This window comes from Pedobacter sp. 22163 (assembly GCF_052045595.1).
In the GTDB taxonomy this organism is placed as follows: Bacteria; Bacteroidota; Bacteroidia; order Sphingobacteriales; family Sphingobacteriaceae; genus Pedobacter.
Genome location: NZ_JBQEPM010000001.1, coordinates 103,670 through 120,382, shown reverse-complemented (window position 1 = coordinate 120,382; position 16,713 = coordinate 103,670). Strand labels below are relative to the sequence as shown.

Annotated in this window: 15 protein-coding genes; 9 read left to right on the top strand and 6 right to left on the bottom strand. The window is 37.5% G+C overall.

The genetic code is table 11. The features are described from left to right. Window positions 1-3: 3 nt before the first annotated feature. A complete protein-coding gene (locus ACTJKN_RS00500) occupies window positions 4-420 on the top strand; it encodes a DUF6526 family protein (RefSeq protein WP_440821714.1) in 417 nt (138 codons plus the stop codon). Window positions 421-535: 115 nt separating this feature from the next. Here ACTJKN_RS00500 and ACTJKN_RS00495 read toward each other — a convergent pair whose 3' ends face one another. From ACTJKN_RS00495 to recQ, 3 genes are all read right to left on the bottom strand, one after another. Then, complete coding sequence (locus tag ACTJKN_RS00495) at window positions 536-1,252, bottom strand: YqjF family protein (protein WP_440821712.1); 717 nt, start codon at window positions 1,250-1,252, stop codon at window positions 536-538. A 2-nt stretch (window positions 1,253-1,254) separates the two neighbouring features. Next, window positions 1,255-2,067: a 3-deoxy-8-phosphooctulonate synthase gene (kdsA, locus tag ACTJKN_RS00490; protein WP_440821710.1), complete on the bottom strand. Its 813-nt coding sequence runs from the start codon at window positions 2,065-2,067 to the stop codon at window positions 1,255-1,257. 89 nt (window positions 2,068-2,156) lie between these two features. Next, window positions 2,157-4,346: a DNA helicase RecQ gene (recQ, locus tag ACTJKN_RS00485; RefSeq protein ID WP_440822986.1), complete on the bottom strand. Its 2,190-nt coding sequence runs from the start codon at window positions 4,344-4,346 to the stop codon at window positions 2,157-2,159. A 91-nt stretch (window positions 4,347-4,437) separates the two neighbouring features. On the opposite strand from recQ, the gene ACTJKN_RS00480 reads away from it, so the two are divergent. Continuing rightward, window positions 4,438-5,406, top strand: a complete 969-nt coding sequence (locus ACTJKN_RS00480; RefSeq protein ID WP_440821708.1) for a KpsF/GutQ family sugar-phosphate isomerase — start codon at window positions 4,438-4,440, stop codon at window positions 5,404-5,406. Between the two features lie 15 nt (window positions 5,407-5,421). Then, window positions 5,422-6,513 carry a mannose-1-phosphate guanylyltransferase gene (locus ACTJKN_RS00475; protein ID WP_276900372.1) on the top strand — a complete coding sequence of 364 codons (1,092 nt, stop codon included), beginning with the start codon at window positions 5,422-5,424 and terminating at the stop codon, window positions 6,511-6,513. 157 nt (window positions 6,514-6,670) lie between these two features. On the opposite strand, the gene rlmB is transcribed toward ACTJKN_RS00475, so the two are convergent. Next, a complete protein-coding gene (gene rlmB, locus ACTJKN_RS00470) occupies window positions 6,671-7,438 on the bottom strand; it encodes a 23S rRNA (guanosine(2251)-2'-O)-methyltransferase RlmB (RefSeq protein WP_440821706.1) in 768 nt (255 codons plus the stop codon). Window positions 7,439-7,638: 200 nt separating this feature from the next. Here rlmB and dnaB point away from each other — a divergent pair, with 200 nt between their 5' ends. After that, window positions 7,639-9,201, top strand: a complete 1,563-nt coding sequence (gene dnaB, locus ACTJKN_RS00465; RefSeq protein WP_108198750.1) for a replicative DNA helicase — start codon at window positions 7,639-7,641, stop codon at window positions 9,199-9,201. A 472-nt stretch (window positions 9,202-9,673) separates the two neighbouring features. On the opposite strand, the gene chrA is transcribed toward dnaB, so the two are convergent. Both chrA and ACTJKN_RS00455 read right to left on the bottom strand, forming a co-directional pair. Next, the gene (gene chrA / locus ACTJKN_RS00460; protein ID WP_230141342.1) at window positions 9,674-10,891 is read right to left on the bottom strand and encodes a chromate efflux transporter; all 1,218 of its coding nucleotides are present in this window, start codon (window positions 10,889-10,891) and stop codon (window positions 9,674-9,676) included. A 36-nt stretch (window positions 10,892-10,927) separates the two neighbouring features. Beyond that, window positions 10,928-11,263, bottom strand: a complete 336-nt coding sequence (locus tag ACTJKN_RS00455) for a tetratricopeptide repeat protein (protein ID WP_057934368.1) — start codon at window positions 11,261-11,263, stop codon at window positions 10,928-10,930. Window positions 11,264-11,391: 128 nt separating this feature from the next. On the opposite strand from ACTJKN_RS00455, the gene ACTJKN_RS00450 reads away from it, so the two are divergent. From ACTJKN_RS00450 to ACTJKN_RS00430, 5 genes are all read left to right on the top strand, one after another. Then, a complete protein-coding gene (locus ACTJKN_RS00450) occupies window positions 11,392-12,129 on the top strand; it encodes an electron transfer flavoprotein subunit beta/FixA family protein (protein WP_230141344.1) in 738 nt (245 codons plus the stop codon). Between the two features lie 74 nt (window positions 12,130-12,203). Further along, on the top strand, window positions 12,204-13,172 hold the full coding sequence (locus tag ACTJKN_RS00445) for an electron transfer flavoprotein subunit alpha/FixB family protein (RefSeq protein ID WP_440821702.1): 969 nt from the start codon (window positions 12,204-12,206) through the stop codon (window positions 13,170-13,172). 104 nt (window positions 13,173-13,276) lie between these two features. Then, window positions 13,277-13,891 (top strand): bifunctional nuclease family protein, encoded by a 615-nt coding sequence (locus ACTJKN_RS00440; RefSeq protein ID WP_029275168.1) that lies wholly within the window; start codon window positions 13,277-13,279, stop codon window positions 13,889-13,891. A 188-nt stretch (window positions 13,892-14,079) separates the two neighbouring features. Continuing rightward, window positions 14,080-15,459, top strand: a complete 1,380-nt coding sequence (locus tag ACTJKN_RS00435; protein ID WP_440821700.1) for a nucleoside permease — start codon at window positions 14,080-14,082, stop codon at window positions 15,457-15,459. A gap of 14 nt (window positions 15,460-15,473) precedes the next feature. Next, window positions 15,474-16,592: a DUF3667 domain-containing protein gene (locus ACTJKN_RS00430; protein WP_440821698.1), complete on the top strand. Its 1,119-nt coding sequence runs from the start codon at window positions 15,474-15,476 to the stop codon at window positions 16,590-16,592. Window positions 16,593-16,713: the final 121 nt, after the last annotated feature.

Here is a 16,713-nt window from a genome sequence, read left to right as displayed (position 1 = left end):
AAGATGTCTCAGCATTACGGAAACCATAAGAGATTTTATCCACCTTTCCATTTTTTTACAATACCCTTAGAGGTTTTAGGATTAGGTTTTGCCATTTATTGTTGCATAGCCATACCTACTATAATTACGGGCTTGCTTGTGCTTGCATTTTTCCTGATTGCCATTATAGCTGTAATGGCACGGATGTTTGCACTTAAGGCACAGGATAGAGCTGCAAGAGCCGAAGAAAAGTTGCGTTATTACATTCTTGTGGGTAAAGCACTTCCGAGTGAGCTGAGAATGGGGCAAATTATGGCTTTGCGTTTTGCTGGTGATGAAGAATTTATAGCCTTAGTTGATAAAGCCGTAGTAGATAAGTTATCTCCTGATGAGATCAAAAAAGCCATTAAAAATTGGCGCGGAGACTATCATAGGATATAATGGTAAATTTATTGTTCTGAACTTAGTGAAGAATCCTCCGCTTATGAAACACAAGTTGAAATTTATTTAATAAAGATTCTTCATTGCATTCAGAATGACAAGAATATTTGCCGTATTAAAACTTTTTCCCTTTTAACACCCTTATTTCAGAGCCTTCAGCCAAGAATACAGAATCAGGCTTAACATCGTTTAAAAAAGAAAAATCATTTCCATAGTTAATTCCAAAATCGGCATTAATTTTATAATCTTTTACAGGATAAACTTGCCAGCGCGGATGTTCAACACCATATTCAGATGTTTTATTTGCGTTGATTTTAGTATAACCCCAATAATGTTCTGTGATAAATTCTTCTTCGCTACCAATCTGTATTTGTTCTGCCTTTGAAGAAGAAATGATTGAAAAATTATGCCAGGTTCGGTTTTTCCAGCGATAATCTACCTCAAGCTGATGTTCTTGTTCAATCCAAACATGTTTCATCGGGAATGTTTGGTAATTCTCCTTATAAATGGTGTTGGCTACAAAGGTGATGGCAGGCTTGGGTACAAATTCTTTAATAAATACCACTCCTCTTTTCCACCCGTCTCCATCCTTAAATTTGACGTAAAATCTTAAGTTAACCTCTTCAAAATCAGTGTGAAATGGGATATTAAGGCCTCGAAGTTTAACATCAACAAACATAAAGCCAACTAAACTCACATAATATTTACCCCGCCAATCATCTAATTCGGTGTGCGGAGGAAGGTATTTCGAAAGTATTTCTTTATCTACGGCATACTGTGCCAAAGCCAGTTTACGCCATTCGGCAGTGAGAAATACTTTCGGATTGTTCAAGATTATAATATAGCTTGTCTGATTCGGATCAGTTTGGTTAATGTTTCTTCCAACAGGTCTAAATGTAACATATTGGCCCCATCCGATTTTGCATTTGCAGGATCAGGGTGTGTTTCAATAAATAAACCATCTGCTCCTACTGCAATTGCTGCTTTAGCGATAGTTGAAATTAATTCTGGCTTACCACCGGTAACACCACTACTTTGATTGGGTTGTTGTAAGGAATGTGTGCAATCCATCACTACCGGAACACCGAAACCCTGCATTTCGGGTAAACCACGGTAATCAACAATCAGGTCCTGATAACCGAAAGTATTACCTCTATCTGTTAAAATCACTTTGTTGTTTCCAGCTTCTTTTACCTTTTCTACTGCAAATTTCATTGAACCTGCGGAAAGGAACTGACCTTTTTTAACGTTTACTACTTTTCCGGTTTCGGCTGCAGCAATTAGTAAATCAGTTTGGCGACATAAAAATGCAGGGATCTGCAATACATCTACATAAGCAGCAGCCATTGCGGCCTCACCACTTTCATGGATATCGGTAACCGTTGACACACCAAACTCTCTACCAATCCTTTCTAAAATGCGCAAAGCTTTTTCATCGCCAATGCCTGTAAAAGAACTTCCTTTGCTTCTATTTGCTTTTCGGTACGAACCTTTAAAAATATATGGAATCTGAAGTTTATCAGTAATTGTAATAATCTTTTCGGCAATTCTCATGGCAATATCCTCGCCTTCAATAGCGCATGGACCAGCCATTAAAAAGAAATTTCCCGAATCTGTATTTTTTAATTTATCTAAATAGTTAAGCATAGTTGAGATCTGAGATCTGAGATGTGAGATGTGAGATGTGAGATGTGAGTCCGTCTCAAATCTGGCATCTCCTATCTCACATCTAATTTTTAATTTCCTAGTTCTGACATGAATTTAATCCGCATCAATTGAATTTCTTCGCGGGTATAATCGGTTTCGCCTAATTCGTTAAGTGCTTCATCGATAGAATCGCTTTCAGCTGCTCTGAAGTAGTCAAATACTTCATCCTGTCTATCATCATCAATTACCTCATCAATGAAATAGTTTAGGTTAAGTTTAGTACCAGAGTTTACAATCGATTCTACTTCTTTCAGAATTTCTTCATAAGTGATACCTTTCGAATCGGCAATATCTTCCAAACCAATCTGTCTGTCGATATTTTGAATGATCGAAACCTTCATCTGCGATTTATTGGCCTGCGTTTTAATAATCAAATCGATAGGACGTTCGATATCATTATCCTCGACATATTTTTTGATCAGTTCGATGAAAGGTGTACCGAATTTCATCGCTTTCCCCGAACCAACACCAGAAATCTGGCGAAGCTCTTCCATCGTAATCGGATAATGTGTACACATTTCCTCTAAAGATGGATCCTGGAAAACTACGAATGGTGGAACACTTTTTTGCTTCGCAATTTTTTTACGTAGCTCTTTAAGCAATGACAAAAGATGGGTATCTAAAGCACCTGTACCTTGTTTTACATCATCGTCATCGTCATCAGCACCGTTTTCTATTGGTTCGTTTAGTATGAATTTAAGGCTATAAGGGTTGATAATAAAATCTCTTCCCTGTTTGGTTAACTTTAATAAACCGTAATTATCAATGTCTTTAAAAAGGAAATTATTTAGAACAGCCTGGCGGATAATCGATTTCCACATCAGCTCGCCTTCTTCTTTACCGATTCCAAATTCAGGAATCTTGCTGTGTTCGTAAGCAATTGTCTGAGCGGTTTCTAAACCTAAAAATACGTTTAACAGGTGTGCATCATCAAATTTTTCGCCCGATTTTTCGATAAATTTTAAAACGGTCAACAACTGACTTTCTGCATCAAATTGCTTTTTAGGCTTTTTGCAGTTATCGCACATGCAGTTACAGCCCGTTTCGTTAAAATTTTCACCGAAATAATGAAGGATCTGCTTACGTCGGCATACGCCAGATTCAGCATAATCAATCACTTCTTTTAATATCTGTGTGCCAATTTCACGTTCCGAAACTGGTTTGTCTTTCATAAATTTAGCCAGCTTATCTACGTCTTTTTGAGCGTAGAAAGCAATACACACACCTTCGCCACCATCACGTCCGGCCCTGCCAGTTTCCTGGTAATAACCCTCCATACTTTTTGGTACATCATGGTGAATCACAAAGCGAACATCGGGTTTGTCGATCCCCATACCAAAGGCAATGGTTGCAACAATAACCTCAGCATCTTCCATTAAAAATTTATCCTGTGTTTCGGCCCTAACCTTCGGGTCTAACCCCGCATGATAAGGCAAGGCACTAATTCCATTTAGATTTAATGCTTCTGCCACTTCCTCAACCTTCTTACGGCTAAGGCAGTAAATAATCCCGGATTTGCCCGGATTAGATTTAATATACTTAATAATTTCTTTGGTAATGTCTCTTTTAGGGCGGATTTCGTAAAATAAATTGGGCCTGTTGAATGACGATTTAAACAATGTTGCTTCCGTCATTCCAAGATTCTTCATAATATCCTGCTGTACTTTTGGCGTAGCAGTTGCAGTTAATGCAATAATTGGAATGTTATTTCCTAATCCTGCAATAACCTGTTTAATCTTACGGTATTCTGGCCTGAAATCGTGCCCCCATTCAGAGATACAATGCGCTTCATCAACGGCAACGAAAGAGATTTTAATCAGATTTAAAAATTCAATATTATCCTGCTTCGCCAGAGACTCTGGAGCAACATACAATAACTTAGTCTGACCGCTTAAAAGATCAGATTTAACTTGAGTAATTTCAGATTTATTTAGGGATGAATTAAGAAAGTGAGCAATACTGTCATTTCCACCAAAAGCCCTTAATTGGTCAACCTGGTTTTTCATCAATGCAATTAGTGGAGAGATTACAATTGCTGTTCCCTCGCTCATTAAAGCGGGTAACTGATAGCAAATAGACTTCCCTCCGCCTGTTGGCATAATAACAAATGTGTTATTGCCTTCTAAAATATTTGTAATGATCGACTCCTGATCACCTTTGAAATTGTCAAACCCGAAGAAATTTTGTAGGTTATCAAATAACGACTTTTTCACGTCCATTTTGTGTAATAAAATATGCGATGCTATTTTTGTATCCAAAATAACATAATTTTACAAGAATTTCAAGTATTAACAGACAATTATTTTCTCTTTGAAAAGTAAAAAATCAATAATCCAATCGGCTGTAAGCACATTAGAGCTTGAGGCAGCAGCAATATTAAATGTTGCAAAGAATATTAACAGCGATTTCGAAAAAGCCGTATCAAGCATTTTACATGGCAAAGGGCGGGTAATTGTTACGGGTATAGGAAAGAGTGCAATTATTGCACAAAAAATGGTAGCTACTTTTAATTCAACAGGTACCCCTGCTATTTTTATGCATGCCGCAGATGCAATTCATGGCGATCTGGGGATGATACAGGTAGATGATATTATAATCTGCCTCTCTAAAAGTGGAAACACGCCAGAAATAAAAGTGCTTACCCCCTTGTTAAAAACAGCTGGCAATCTGCTCATCGGGATGGTTGGTGAATTGAATTCTTTTTTAGCCGAACAGGCCGATCTGATTTTGAACACTTCTTTCGAAAAAGAAGCTTGTCCGCATAATTTGGCCCCCACCACCAGTACAACGGCGCAATTGGCACTGGGCGATGCCCTAGCTATTTGTTTGCTGGAATGCAGAGATTTTAATGAATCCGACTTTGCGAAATATCACCCGGGCGGATCATTGGGTAAAAAACTCTATTTAAAAGCCCGGGATCTGGCTTTGTCTAATGAGAAACCTTCCATACATCCATCCGCATCGGTTAAAGATGTGTTAATAGAAATTAGTAAAAACCGTTTGGGTGCAGTTGTTGTTGTTGATAGCGATGATAAAGTACTAGGCATTATTACTGATGGTGATATAAGGCGGATGTTAGAAAATAACAATTCTATTGCAAACTTAAAAGCTGAAGATATAATGGGCAGAACGCCAAAGAGCATACAATTTGATGCTTTAGCCGTTGATGCTTTAGATATTATTAAGCAAAATAACATTACACAGTTGTTAGTTCTAGAACAAAATACTTACTTTGGCATTATCCATTTACACGACCTCCTTAACGAAGGCATAGTGTAATTTTTAAAATAAAAAATGAATAAAGATTATTATGCATTAATTATGGCCGGTGGCGTCGGAAGTCGCTTTTGGCCAGTAAGCAGAACGGAATATCCAAAACAGTTTATCGATTTTTTCGGCGTTGGAAAAACCCTGATTCAAAGTACTTACGAAAGATTTCTAAACATCTGTCCTCCTGAAAATATATTTATCGTTACCAACGAAATTTATTCAGATTTAATTAAAGAGCAATTACCGCAATTAACAGATAACCAGATTTTGGCGGAGCCTTTAATGAGAAATACCGCCCCTTGTGTTGCTTATGGAAGTTTAAAAATAGCCGAGTTAAACCCTAATGCAACGATTGTTGTTGCCCCTTCGGATCATACCATCGCTAATATTGACGGCTTTATAGCGTCTATTGAGCAATCTTTAGAGGCTGCATCGAAAAATGATTGTTTAATCACGTTGGGGATTAAACCAAACCGTCCGGATACAGGTTACGGTTATATTCAGCATACAGATTACGTGCTCAATACCGATACTGATCTTCATAAAGTTAAAACCTTTACCGAAAAGCCAAATTTAGAACTGGCAAAATCATTTTTACAGAGTGGCGATTTCTTGTGGAACGCAGGGATCTTTATCTGGTCGGCTAAGGCGATACTGAATGCTTTCGAGAAACACCTTCCAGATATGTACGAGATATTTAATATCGGTAGATCTGAGTTGAATAAAGCTGGCGAAAAAGAATTTATCAATAATGCTTATTTTCAATGTACCAATATTTCAATAGATTTTGGGATTATGGAAAAAGCAGAAAATGTTTATGTGCTTCCATCTGATTTCGGCTGGTCTGATTTAGGAACCTGGGCCTCTATTTATGAGATGGCAGAGAAAGATTATGTTGGTAATGCTGTTATCCCTTCAGAGCAGGTGCTGATGTTCGATTCATCGAACTGTATGGTAAATGTTCCTAAAGATAAATTGGTGATCCTGCAGGGCCTTCACGATTACATCGTTGTAGAAAACAATAATATGCTGATGATCTGTCCAAGAAATGAAGAGCAAAAAGTTAAAGAATTTGTTGCGGAAGTTAAATCGCGTTTTGGCAATAAATTCATCTAAATAAATGTAAGATGGATGATGTAGCATAGTTTTCATCATCCATTTTATATTCCTATCTTATTTTATTGTGAAAGACCCTGCAACAAATCCGATAGTTATCGGATCAGGAAGACGATCTCAATGGGTATTTAATAATACCTATCAACAACCCGTTTACCTAAACCGTTCTTTGTCTAACCGCTTCGTATAAAATTACTCCAGCAGCAACAGAAACATTTAACGATTCGATTTTTCCTGCCATTGGTATTTTAGCCAGGTGATCGGCTACCCTTAAAAGATCGTTAGAAATTCCTTCATCTTCCGATCCCATTACAATCGCAGTAGGCATAGTATAATCTGGTGCATAAATAAAATCACTGGTTTTTTCGGTACAGGCTACGATCTGCAAGCCACTTTCTTGTAAAAATAAACAGGTTTTGTGCAGGTTAGCATGGCGACAGATTGGGATGCTGAATAATGCACCTGCGGATGTTTTAATGGCATCAGCATTGATCTGTGCTGCATTTTTTAACGGAACAACAATAGCATGTACCCCTACACATGCGGCTGTACGGGCAATGGCACCCATATTACGGACGTCAGTTACGCTATCTAATACCAAAATTAATGGCACCTCACCCTTTTCGAAAATGGTTGGAATAATATCTTCAATATTCTGATAGGTAATCGGCGAAATAACCGCAATTACACCTTGATGGTTTTTCTGCGACATGCGATTCAGCTTCTCGATCGGAACCGAGTTTAAAGGAATCAAAGTATCTTTTAAAAGGGCTTTTAATTCTAAAAAAAGTTCACCGCCCAGACCGCGTTGCTGGTAAATGGTTTCAATGTCTCTTCCTGCTTTAACGGCTTCTATTACGGCCCTGATGCCGAATACAAACTCATTATTCTCTTTTGCGCGTTGCGGTCTTCTAAAATTATCCATGTTTTGAAATTGTTAGGCAAAAGTATTCAAATAAAATGTTTTAGCCCTAAACAATGTGCTCCTTATTAACATTTAATTGTTTAAAAATTTATATGGAATCATAAATCCAATAAAATTTAATCTGATTATGCTTCAATTTGTTAACAAACAGCTAGTAACTAATTCGAACAACCGCATCAAAATTTGATTACTTTTGTGGAATGAGTATCGATAATGAACAAGGCGGAAAGAACAGTATGACTGCTAGAAAAAGCAGGTTAAGTAATACTATAAGTTCACAGGGGAAAATTCCCCCTCAGGCATTAGATCTTGAGGAAGCAGTTCTTGGAGCGTTAATGCTCGAAAAAGATGCGCTTTCTGCTGTAATTGATGTTTTGAAACCAGAGGTGTTTTATAACATTGCCCACCAGAAAATTTTTGAAGCGATTCATATTCTATTTCAAAAATCGCGACCCGTTGATATTTTAACAGTTACGGCAGAACTGCGAACATTAGGCTCTTTAGAAATGGTTGGTGGCGCCTACTACATTACCAACTTAACCAATAGAGTTGCATCAGCAGCAAATATTGAGTTTCACGCACGTATTATTTCTCAGAAATATATTCAGCGTGAACTGATCAGGATCTCAACCGAAATTATTACAAATGCCTACGAAGATACGACTGATATTTTCGATCTCTTAGATCAGGCAGAAAAAGGACTTTTCGAAATTGCCCAGAATAACCTGCGTAGAGATACACAGAAAATGGACGATATCATTAAGCAATCGCTAGCTACACTTGAAGAGCTTCGTACTAAAACCGACGGTTTAACTGGCGTGCCTACTGGTTTTACAGGACTAGATAGAATAACCGGTGGTTGGCAAAAGCAGGATTTAGTAATTATTGCTGCACGTCCGGCGATGGGAAAAACGGCTTTCGTACTGACCTGTGCAAGAAACGCTACCGTCGATTTTGCAAAACCAACGGTAGTATTCTCACTGGAGATGTCGTCAGTTCAGTTGGTTAACCGTCTGATTTCTGGAGAAGCAGAAATTGAGCAGGAAAAAATCAGGAAAGGAAATTTACAGGAATGGGAATGGCAGCAGTTACATAGTAAAATTGGCCGTTTAACTGAAGCTCCCCTATTAATTGATGATACGCCTGCACTAAATATTTTTGAGTTCAGGGCAAAATGCAGAAGATTAAAATCACAATACGATATTCAATTGGTAATTGTCGATTACTTGCAGTTAATGCATGGTAAAGGCGAAGGAAAAGGCGGTGGTAACCGTGAGCAGGAAATTGGTAGTATTTCGAGAGCGCTAAAATCGGTTGCAAAAGAACTTGATGTTCCGGTGCTCGCACTATCGCAGTTAAGTCGTGCGGTAGAGAGTAGACCAGGTTTACAAGGAAAACGGCCAATGTTATCCGATTTACGTGAGTCGGGTTCAATTGAGCAGGATGCGGATATGGTATTATTCTTATACCGCCCTGAATACTATGGTATTACCGAGGATGAACAAGGAAGATCGCAAGCGGGTATTGGTGAGGTTATCATTGCAAAACACCGTAACGGTGAAACCGGAATTGTACCACTTAAATTCGTAGGTAAATTTGTGAAGTTTACGGATTTGGAAGAAGACTTTAATGCGCCGCCAAGTTCATTTGCGGCTGATCCTTCAGCTGGTATGTATCCATCACAGGATTTTGAAAAACAAAGCAACGTGATTATCCGTCCTTCAAAAATGGACGACTATAATGATGATGATCCACCGTTTTAGGAAATCCCACACGAACTAAAATGCTCCAAAATTTTCATGTGATACATATGATTTTTGTGAGATAATTATTCCTCTTGAGGCGGCAGACTTCAATAGAATGATTGTCATTCCCGCGCAGGCGGGAATCTTAAAGCTCTCGCTAGTAGCGATCGTTGTAAGATTGCTTCGTCGGCTGAAAAAGCCTTCTCGCAATGACGATAATCTGAGAAGATTTAATCTTTTAAACTCACCTGTCATTAATACAAGGAGAGTCTCTGCTTCATTTGGAACTGAAAATTATACACTTTATACACTCGCACGGAAAACTGACCTAGTAGCAGGGAACCAACCAATCTAAACCCGATAGAACGAATGCTCCCGATTCTTCATCGGAGCAGCAGTGATAGCGGGGCTACATTAGCCCAAAGTTTACTGCCTTTGCTTTCCAAATTTTAGAAATTTTTCTATAAATCCGATGTTGATATTTATCTTACTAAAATAAATATCCAATTAATATACCTGCCAATACAATAACAGGTGGACTAACTTTAGTAAAATTTAACAACAAAAATGTAGCGACCATAATCCCTAAAAATATCCAGTTAAAGCCCATTGGTATTAACAGCAGCACAAAAGCAGCAATAATAAATCCAACGCTAACCGCATTGATTCCTGAAAGACTATGACGGATCCGAGAGATCTTTTTCAGATCGTCCCAAAATGGTACAATAAATAAAACGAGGATTAGTCCGGGTAAGTTGATACCGATCACCCCGATCAATCCTCCTAAAATTTGGCCCCATAATCCATAACCAAAATTCTTCATGCTTAATGCGCCTAAGTAGCTCGTAAAAGAAAATGTTGGACCAGGTAAGGCCTGCTGTAATGCAAAACCTGATAAAAATCCAGATGAAGGCAAATAATGTTTCATCTCTACGAACTCGGTAAACATCAAAGGAACAAGCACTTGTCCGCCCCCAAAAACCAGTATCCCGTTACGGTAAAAGTTTTCGAGCAAACGAATCGGCAAACTAAAGGGCGATGTTCTGTTTATAATTGCACCTACCAGGGCAAATAAAAGCAAAGCACCTAGAAAGTAGACCAGTTTTTTAGGATTGATATTTGAAAAAAGTTTAACCCTTAACTCTGCTTCCTCTTTTGGTGTTTCGATGGCCGAAGAGATCATTCCGCCAATCAATATCGACAATGGAAACACATAAGCATTTCTTAAAACTAATGTGGCAATAACCGAAGCAATGGCCAGGAATATAGAAACCTGAGAGGATAAAACCTTTTTACCTAGCTTCCATGCACCATAAGCTACAATACCCAGTGCAATTGGCTGGATATATTCTAAAATATCGTTAAATTTTTGTTTTTGATCTAGTAAAGCATAACTTATTGCAGCAAAGGTCATTATGGTTGCTGTGGGTAAAATCCAGATCAGGAAAGTAATAATGGCCAGTTTAAGTTTTCCAACTTTCCAGGCTATACCAACCAGGGTTTGCGTGGATGCTGGCCCGGGGAGTACCTGTGCCAGTGCATTTAACTCTAAAAGTTCTTCCTCGGAGATAAATTTAGTGCTCTGAACAAAGTATTTAAGCAACAAAGCCAGGTGTGCTTGTGCGCCTCCAAAAGAAGTAAATGTAAAAAAGATTACGTTTCTAATAAATAACCACTGTTTTTTTGCAGCTATAGGGTTTGTTTGCATTAGCTCAAAACTAAAAGCCCCTTTAGGGGTTTGGGGTTAATCATCTTCATAATCTAATCCGGCAGCTGTATTGTATGCGCCTTGTAATTCAGAAAAAGCGTGCATGTCTCTTTTGTTGCGTGCTACTTCCATACCCTTCTGATAAATGGCTATAGCTTTCTCTTTTTGATCATCTTTTTCGAGCAATTTACCTAAATGGTAATAAGTGCCAACATAATCGGGGTGTTTATCCGTTAACTGAAGGTAAAAAGAATAAGCCTTTTCCTTATCATTTTGTGCGTTATACTCTGTGGCTAAGGCATATAGTATAAAAGGATCGTTAGGATCGCTTTCTAAAAATTCCAATAACTTACTTAAACGGGTTGATGACATTTTATTTCCTTGCTTTTTTAATTAAATTTGCAGAAAGACCTTATATAATAAACATATAACATATGAATTATCATGAGCTAAAAATTTCGGCTTGATAATATCATAGCACTAAAAACCACTATTAACATATGAAAATATTAGTTTGTATCAGTAATGTGCCAGACACAACGACAAAAATAACTTTTACTAATGATAATACCGAATTCAATACGTCAGGAGTGCAATATATTGTTAATCCATACGATGAAATCGCCTTATCAAGGGCAATTGAGCTAACCGAAGGCGGTAAAGGAACGGTAACAGTTATTAATGTAGGTGAAGCGGGCAACGATCCAACCATTAGAAAAGCGCTTGCAATTGGTGCAGACGATGCAGTTAGGGTTAATGCGGCACCGAGAGATGCCTATTTCGTGGCAAAACAGATTGCGGAATATGCAAAAGATAAAGATTTCAATATTATTCTAACCGGGCGCGAGTCTATCGATTACAATGGTAATCAGGTTGCTGCTATGGTTGGCGAATTTTTAGACATTCCATCGGTATCGATTATCAAAAAATTAGATGTTGATGGTGATACAGCAACGATTGAAAGAGAAATTGAGGGTGGTAAAGAAGTGCTAACCGTTTCAGGTAAGTTTATTGCAAGTTGTGCTGAAGGTGTAGCAGAGCCAAAAATTCCGAACATGCGTGGTATCATGAGTGCAAGGACAAAACCATTGGCTGTAGTGGATGCAGTTGCTATCGAAGAGGTAACCAAGGTTACAAAATATGAAACCCCTGCGCCTCGTGGAACGGTTAAGTTAATTCCTGCCGATCAAACAGAATCGTTAATTGGCCTACTTCATAGTGAAGCTAAAGTAATATAACACCTAAATCCCCTAAAGGGGACTTTAAATAATAAAAATAAATTTTACTAAAATCCTTTTAAGGAATAAATTATATGTCAGTATTAGTATATGTAGAACAAGCTGAGGGCAAATTTAAGAAATCTGTATTTGAAGCCGTATCTTATGCCAAAGCCATTGCCGATCAGCAATCAACTAATTTAACCGCAATTTCTATTGGCGATGTAGCCGAGAGCGAATTAAAGGAATTGGGTAAATACGGTGCATCAAAAGTACTAAACGTAAGTGCCGATCAATTAAAAACCTTTGTAAATCAAGCCTATGCAAGTGTTATCGCTGCAGCAGCGGAAAAAGAAGGTGCCGATATTGTAGTTTTATCTAACTCTTTCTCTGGTAAAGGTTTAGCGCCGCGTATTGCAGTAAAACTTAAAGCAGGTTTAGCTGATGGTGCAGTAGAATTACCGAGTACTGATGGTAAATTTTCGGTTAAGAAAACAGCCTTCTCAGGTAAAGCATTCGCAATTACCGAATTAACATCGGCCAATAAAGTAATTGCTTTAAATCCAAATGCTTTTGGTGTTAAAGAAAATGCTACAGATGCGGCAATAGAGACCTTTACTGCTGATGTTAAACAATCAGACTTAGGAACTGTTATTAAAGAGATTGTTAGGGCAACTGACAAAGTTTCATTACCTGATGCAGAATTAGTGGTTTCGGCTGGCAGAGGTTTAAAAGGACCAGAAAATTGGGGTATGATCGAAGAATTGGCCGGTTTGTTGGGTGCTGCTACTGCATGTTCTAAACCGGTATCTGATGCAGACTGGAGACCACATTCAGAACACGTTGGTCAAACCGGTATTGCCATTAGCCCTAACCTTTATATTGCTATAGGTATTTCTGGCGCTATCCAGCATTTGGCTGGTGTTAGCTCATCAAAAGTGATTGTAGTAATCAACAAAGATCCGGAAGCGCCTTTCTTCAAAGTGGCCGATTATGGTATTGTTGGCGATGCTTTTGAGGTTGTACCAAAGTTAATTGAAGCATTAAAAGCACATAAAGCATAAAAATAAACCTTTAAACCCCGCAGGTTTTAAATGGCGATAGCCTTCAATGAGACCGAAAAAAAACTTATCACCCGAATTAAACCTGCGGGGTTTGGAAAACAAATATGAAAAAAGTTAAATTAGATATTGTAGGTTTATCTTACAGCCAGACTCAATCTGGTGCTTATGCCCTTGTTTTAGGAGAAGTAAATGGACGCCGTCGCTTACCGATTATTATTGGTGCATTTGAAGCACAGGCCATTGCTATAGAAATTGAGAAAATGACTCCTAGTAGGCCATTAACACATGATTTGTTCAAATCAATGGCTGATACTTTTCATATCAATATCCAGGAAATTATCATCTACAACCTGGTTGATGGTGTTTTTTACGCAAAGTTGATCTGCAGTGATGGTAAAAACACACATGAAGTTGATGCCAGAACATCTGATGCCATTGCTTTGGCCGTTCGTTTTAACGCCATGATTTATACCTACGAATTTATTTTGGCTTCTGCCGGAATCGTAATAGAAGGGAATGATTTTCTTTTTCTCGAAAATATGGATTCTATTGCAAAAGAGCCTGAAGCGGATAGCTTGCCTACCTCAACCCAACAACAAGGTTTCGGTGATTTAACATTAGAAGAACTTCAACAAAAATTACAGGAAGCTATTGCCGAAGAAGCCTATGAAAAGGCTGCGAGGTTAAGAGATGAATTGAATAAACGTGGAACATCATAGCGTTGATGCACGTAAAAATGTTTATCTAATCGAAATTTGTCTAGATTTTTTCTCAAATCCTTTCTATAAAAAGCTAAATTCTAAAATGAGCCAGATTGTTTAAAATAATTTAGGTTCATTTTGGATTATCATTCAAAATAGTTCTATATTCAGCTTTTACTTTCAATAATTCAAACTAAACTATTATTATGAACGTTAAGTTTCGCTTAACTATAATGAGTTTCATGCAATTCTTTGTATGGGCTGCATGGTTAATTACGATTGCAAATTATTGGTTCGGAACCAAACAATGGGACGGTGCAGATTTTGGGATAATTTTTTCTACCATGGGCATTGCTTCGCTATTTATGCCAACCATAACCGGTATTCTTGCTGATAAATGGATCAATGCAGAAAAGTTATATGCGATTTTACATATCCTTTACGCAGCCACCATGTTCTATCTGCCTCAGGTAGAAGATCCGCATACTTTCTTTTGGGTAATATTGGTGTCTATGTGTTTTTATATGCCAACCATTGCATTAAGTAACTCAATTAGCTATACAACGTTAAAAAACGGCAACTTCGATGTGGTAAAAAACTTTCCTCCCATCCGTGTTTGGGGAACAGTTGGTTTTATTGCCGCCATGTGGCTTACCAATTTAACCGGAAATAAAGCAAGTGCAAATCAATTTTATATTGCTGGTATAAGTGCTTTATTTTTAGGTATATACTCTTTCACTTTACCTCCATGTAAGCCTTTAAATTTAATTAGTGAGAAAAAAACATTCGTACAGAAACTGGGCCTAGAATCATTCAAGCTGTTTGCTGATTATAAAATGGCCTTGTTTTTCATCTTTTCTATGTTTTTAGGAGCTGCATTGCAATTAACCAACGCTTATGGTGATGTTTTTTTAGATGAATTTAAATTATTTCCGGTTTTTGCCGAATCTTTTGTAATCAGATACTCTACGATCATTTTATCCATCTCTCAAATATCAGAAACACTGTTTATTCTTGCTATTCCATTCTTTTTGAAAAGATTTGGGATTAAATGGGTAATTGCAATTGCCATGTTTGCCTGGGTATTACGTTTCGGGTTATTTGCCTTTGGAGATCCTTCTACCAATTTATGGATGATCATCACTTCTTGTATTGTATATGGTATGGCATTTGATTTCTTTAATATTTCGGGATCACTGTTCGTAGAAACTTCAACCACACCAAAAACACGTTCGTCTGCCCAAGGCTTATTTATGATGATGACTAACGGTTTCGGAGCTGTGTTTGGGAGTTTAGTGTCAGGTTGGATGATCAATAAATATTTTACTACCTATTATAGCAGTATCGATTCATTATCTAAATATGTAAAGAGCGAAGCAGACAATAAACATCTCCTTCAATTTTTGAAAAACAAAGGAATCAGTGTGCTAGAAAATGGAAATTTAAGCAGGGCATTAGATGTGAAAGACTGGCACAACATCTGGTTATCTTTTACCATTTATGTGCTGGTTATTGCGATAGTTTTTGTGGTCATATTTAAGCATAAACATACCCGAGCAGAAGTAGAAGCCATTAACCATTTATAATTTCGATTTGTCCCATGTCAGCTGGTAAGTATAGAAAAGAACACAATTGCTTAAACTGCGGTGCTCATGTTGAGAAACATTATTGTAGCGATTGCGGTCAACCAAATTTAGAGTTAAAAGAAAGTTTCTGGGCTTTTATTAGTCATAGCATAGCCCATTATTTTCACTTCGACAATAAATTCTTCCAAACCCTCTCTCCTCTTTTAACAAAGCCCGGTCAGGTTACACTCGATTATTTAGCTGGCAAAAGAGCAAGGTATATTAATCCGGTGAGTATGTATATCTTCGTATCCATCGTATATTTTTTGGTGGTGTATTCACCAAAACATGTTGAAAAAGATACTCATGAGTCAACTAAGACCGAAAAACGAAAAAATGAGAGTATTACCGACAGTGTAAATAAGGCACTGAATCTTCCGGGAGTACCTAAAGCTATTGCGAATAGAACTGCAAAATCGCTTAATAAAGTAATAAAAACAAAGGACTTTGAGAGACTTGGTTTTGCAGATCAGGAAAAGGAATTAAATAGACTTAAAGCTGAAAACAACAAGCTAAAATCTGATTCCATTGCCGATATGATCGAAGATTTTAGTGATATCCATATCGAAAGAAACGATAGCACTTATGCTGCCTATTTAGGAAGGCAAAAGAAATTGACACTTACCGAGCAAGACAATTGGTATGAACGGATGATCAAAAAAAGAGCGATCAATATTGGTGAAAAATCTGAAGTAATTCAGGAAACACTAGAGCATAACCGACCAAAACAATACTTTTTGTTAATGCCTTTATTGGCACTTTTTATTATGTGGAATTTCAGGAAAAATCATATTTATTATTTAAATCACCTGATTTTTGCCATCCATGGAATGACAGCCTATTTTATTGTGCAAATTTTTACAAATCCTTTAATTAAACATGTTTTTGGTGAGGGGACTATTGTTACCAATATCATTCAACTTGGTGTTATAGTTTGGATTTGCTGGTATATGTACAATGCTTTGAAAGTATTTTATCAGCGGAAACGTTGGAGCATTATTTTTAAAATGTTTTGGATTATTGTAATGTATTGGATAGCCTTTAATGTATCTGAAGTGATAATGGTAAATCTGATCTATTACGTGGCTACTTAAATTATGTCATAATTTCGACCGCGCATCGTTAAAAAAGTGCCGTCATCTCGACTGGAACGCAGTGGAATGGAGAGATCTATCTCTGCAGATCTCTCGACTAGGCTACACTTCGCTCGAGATG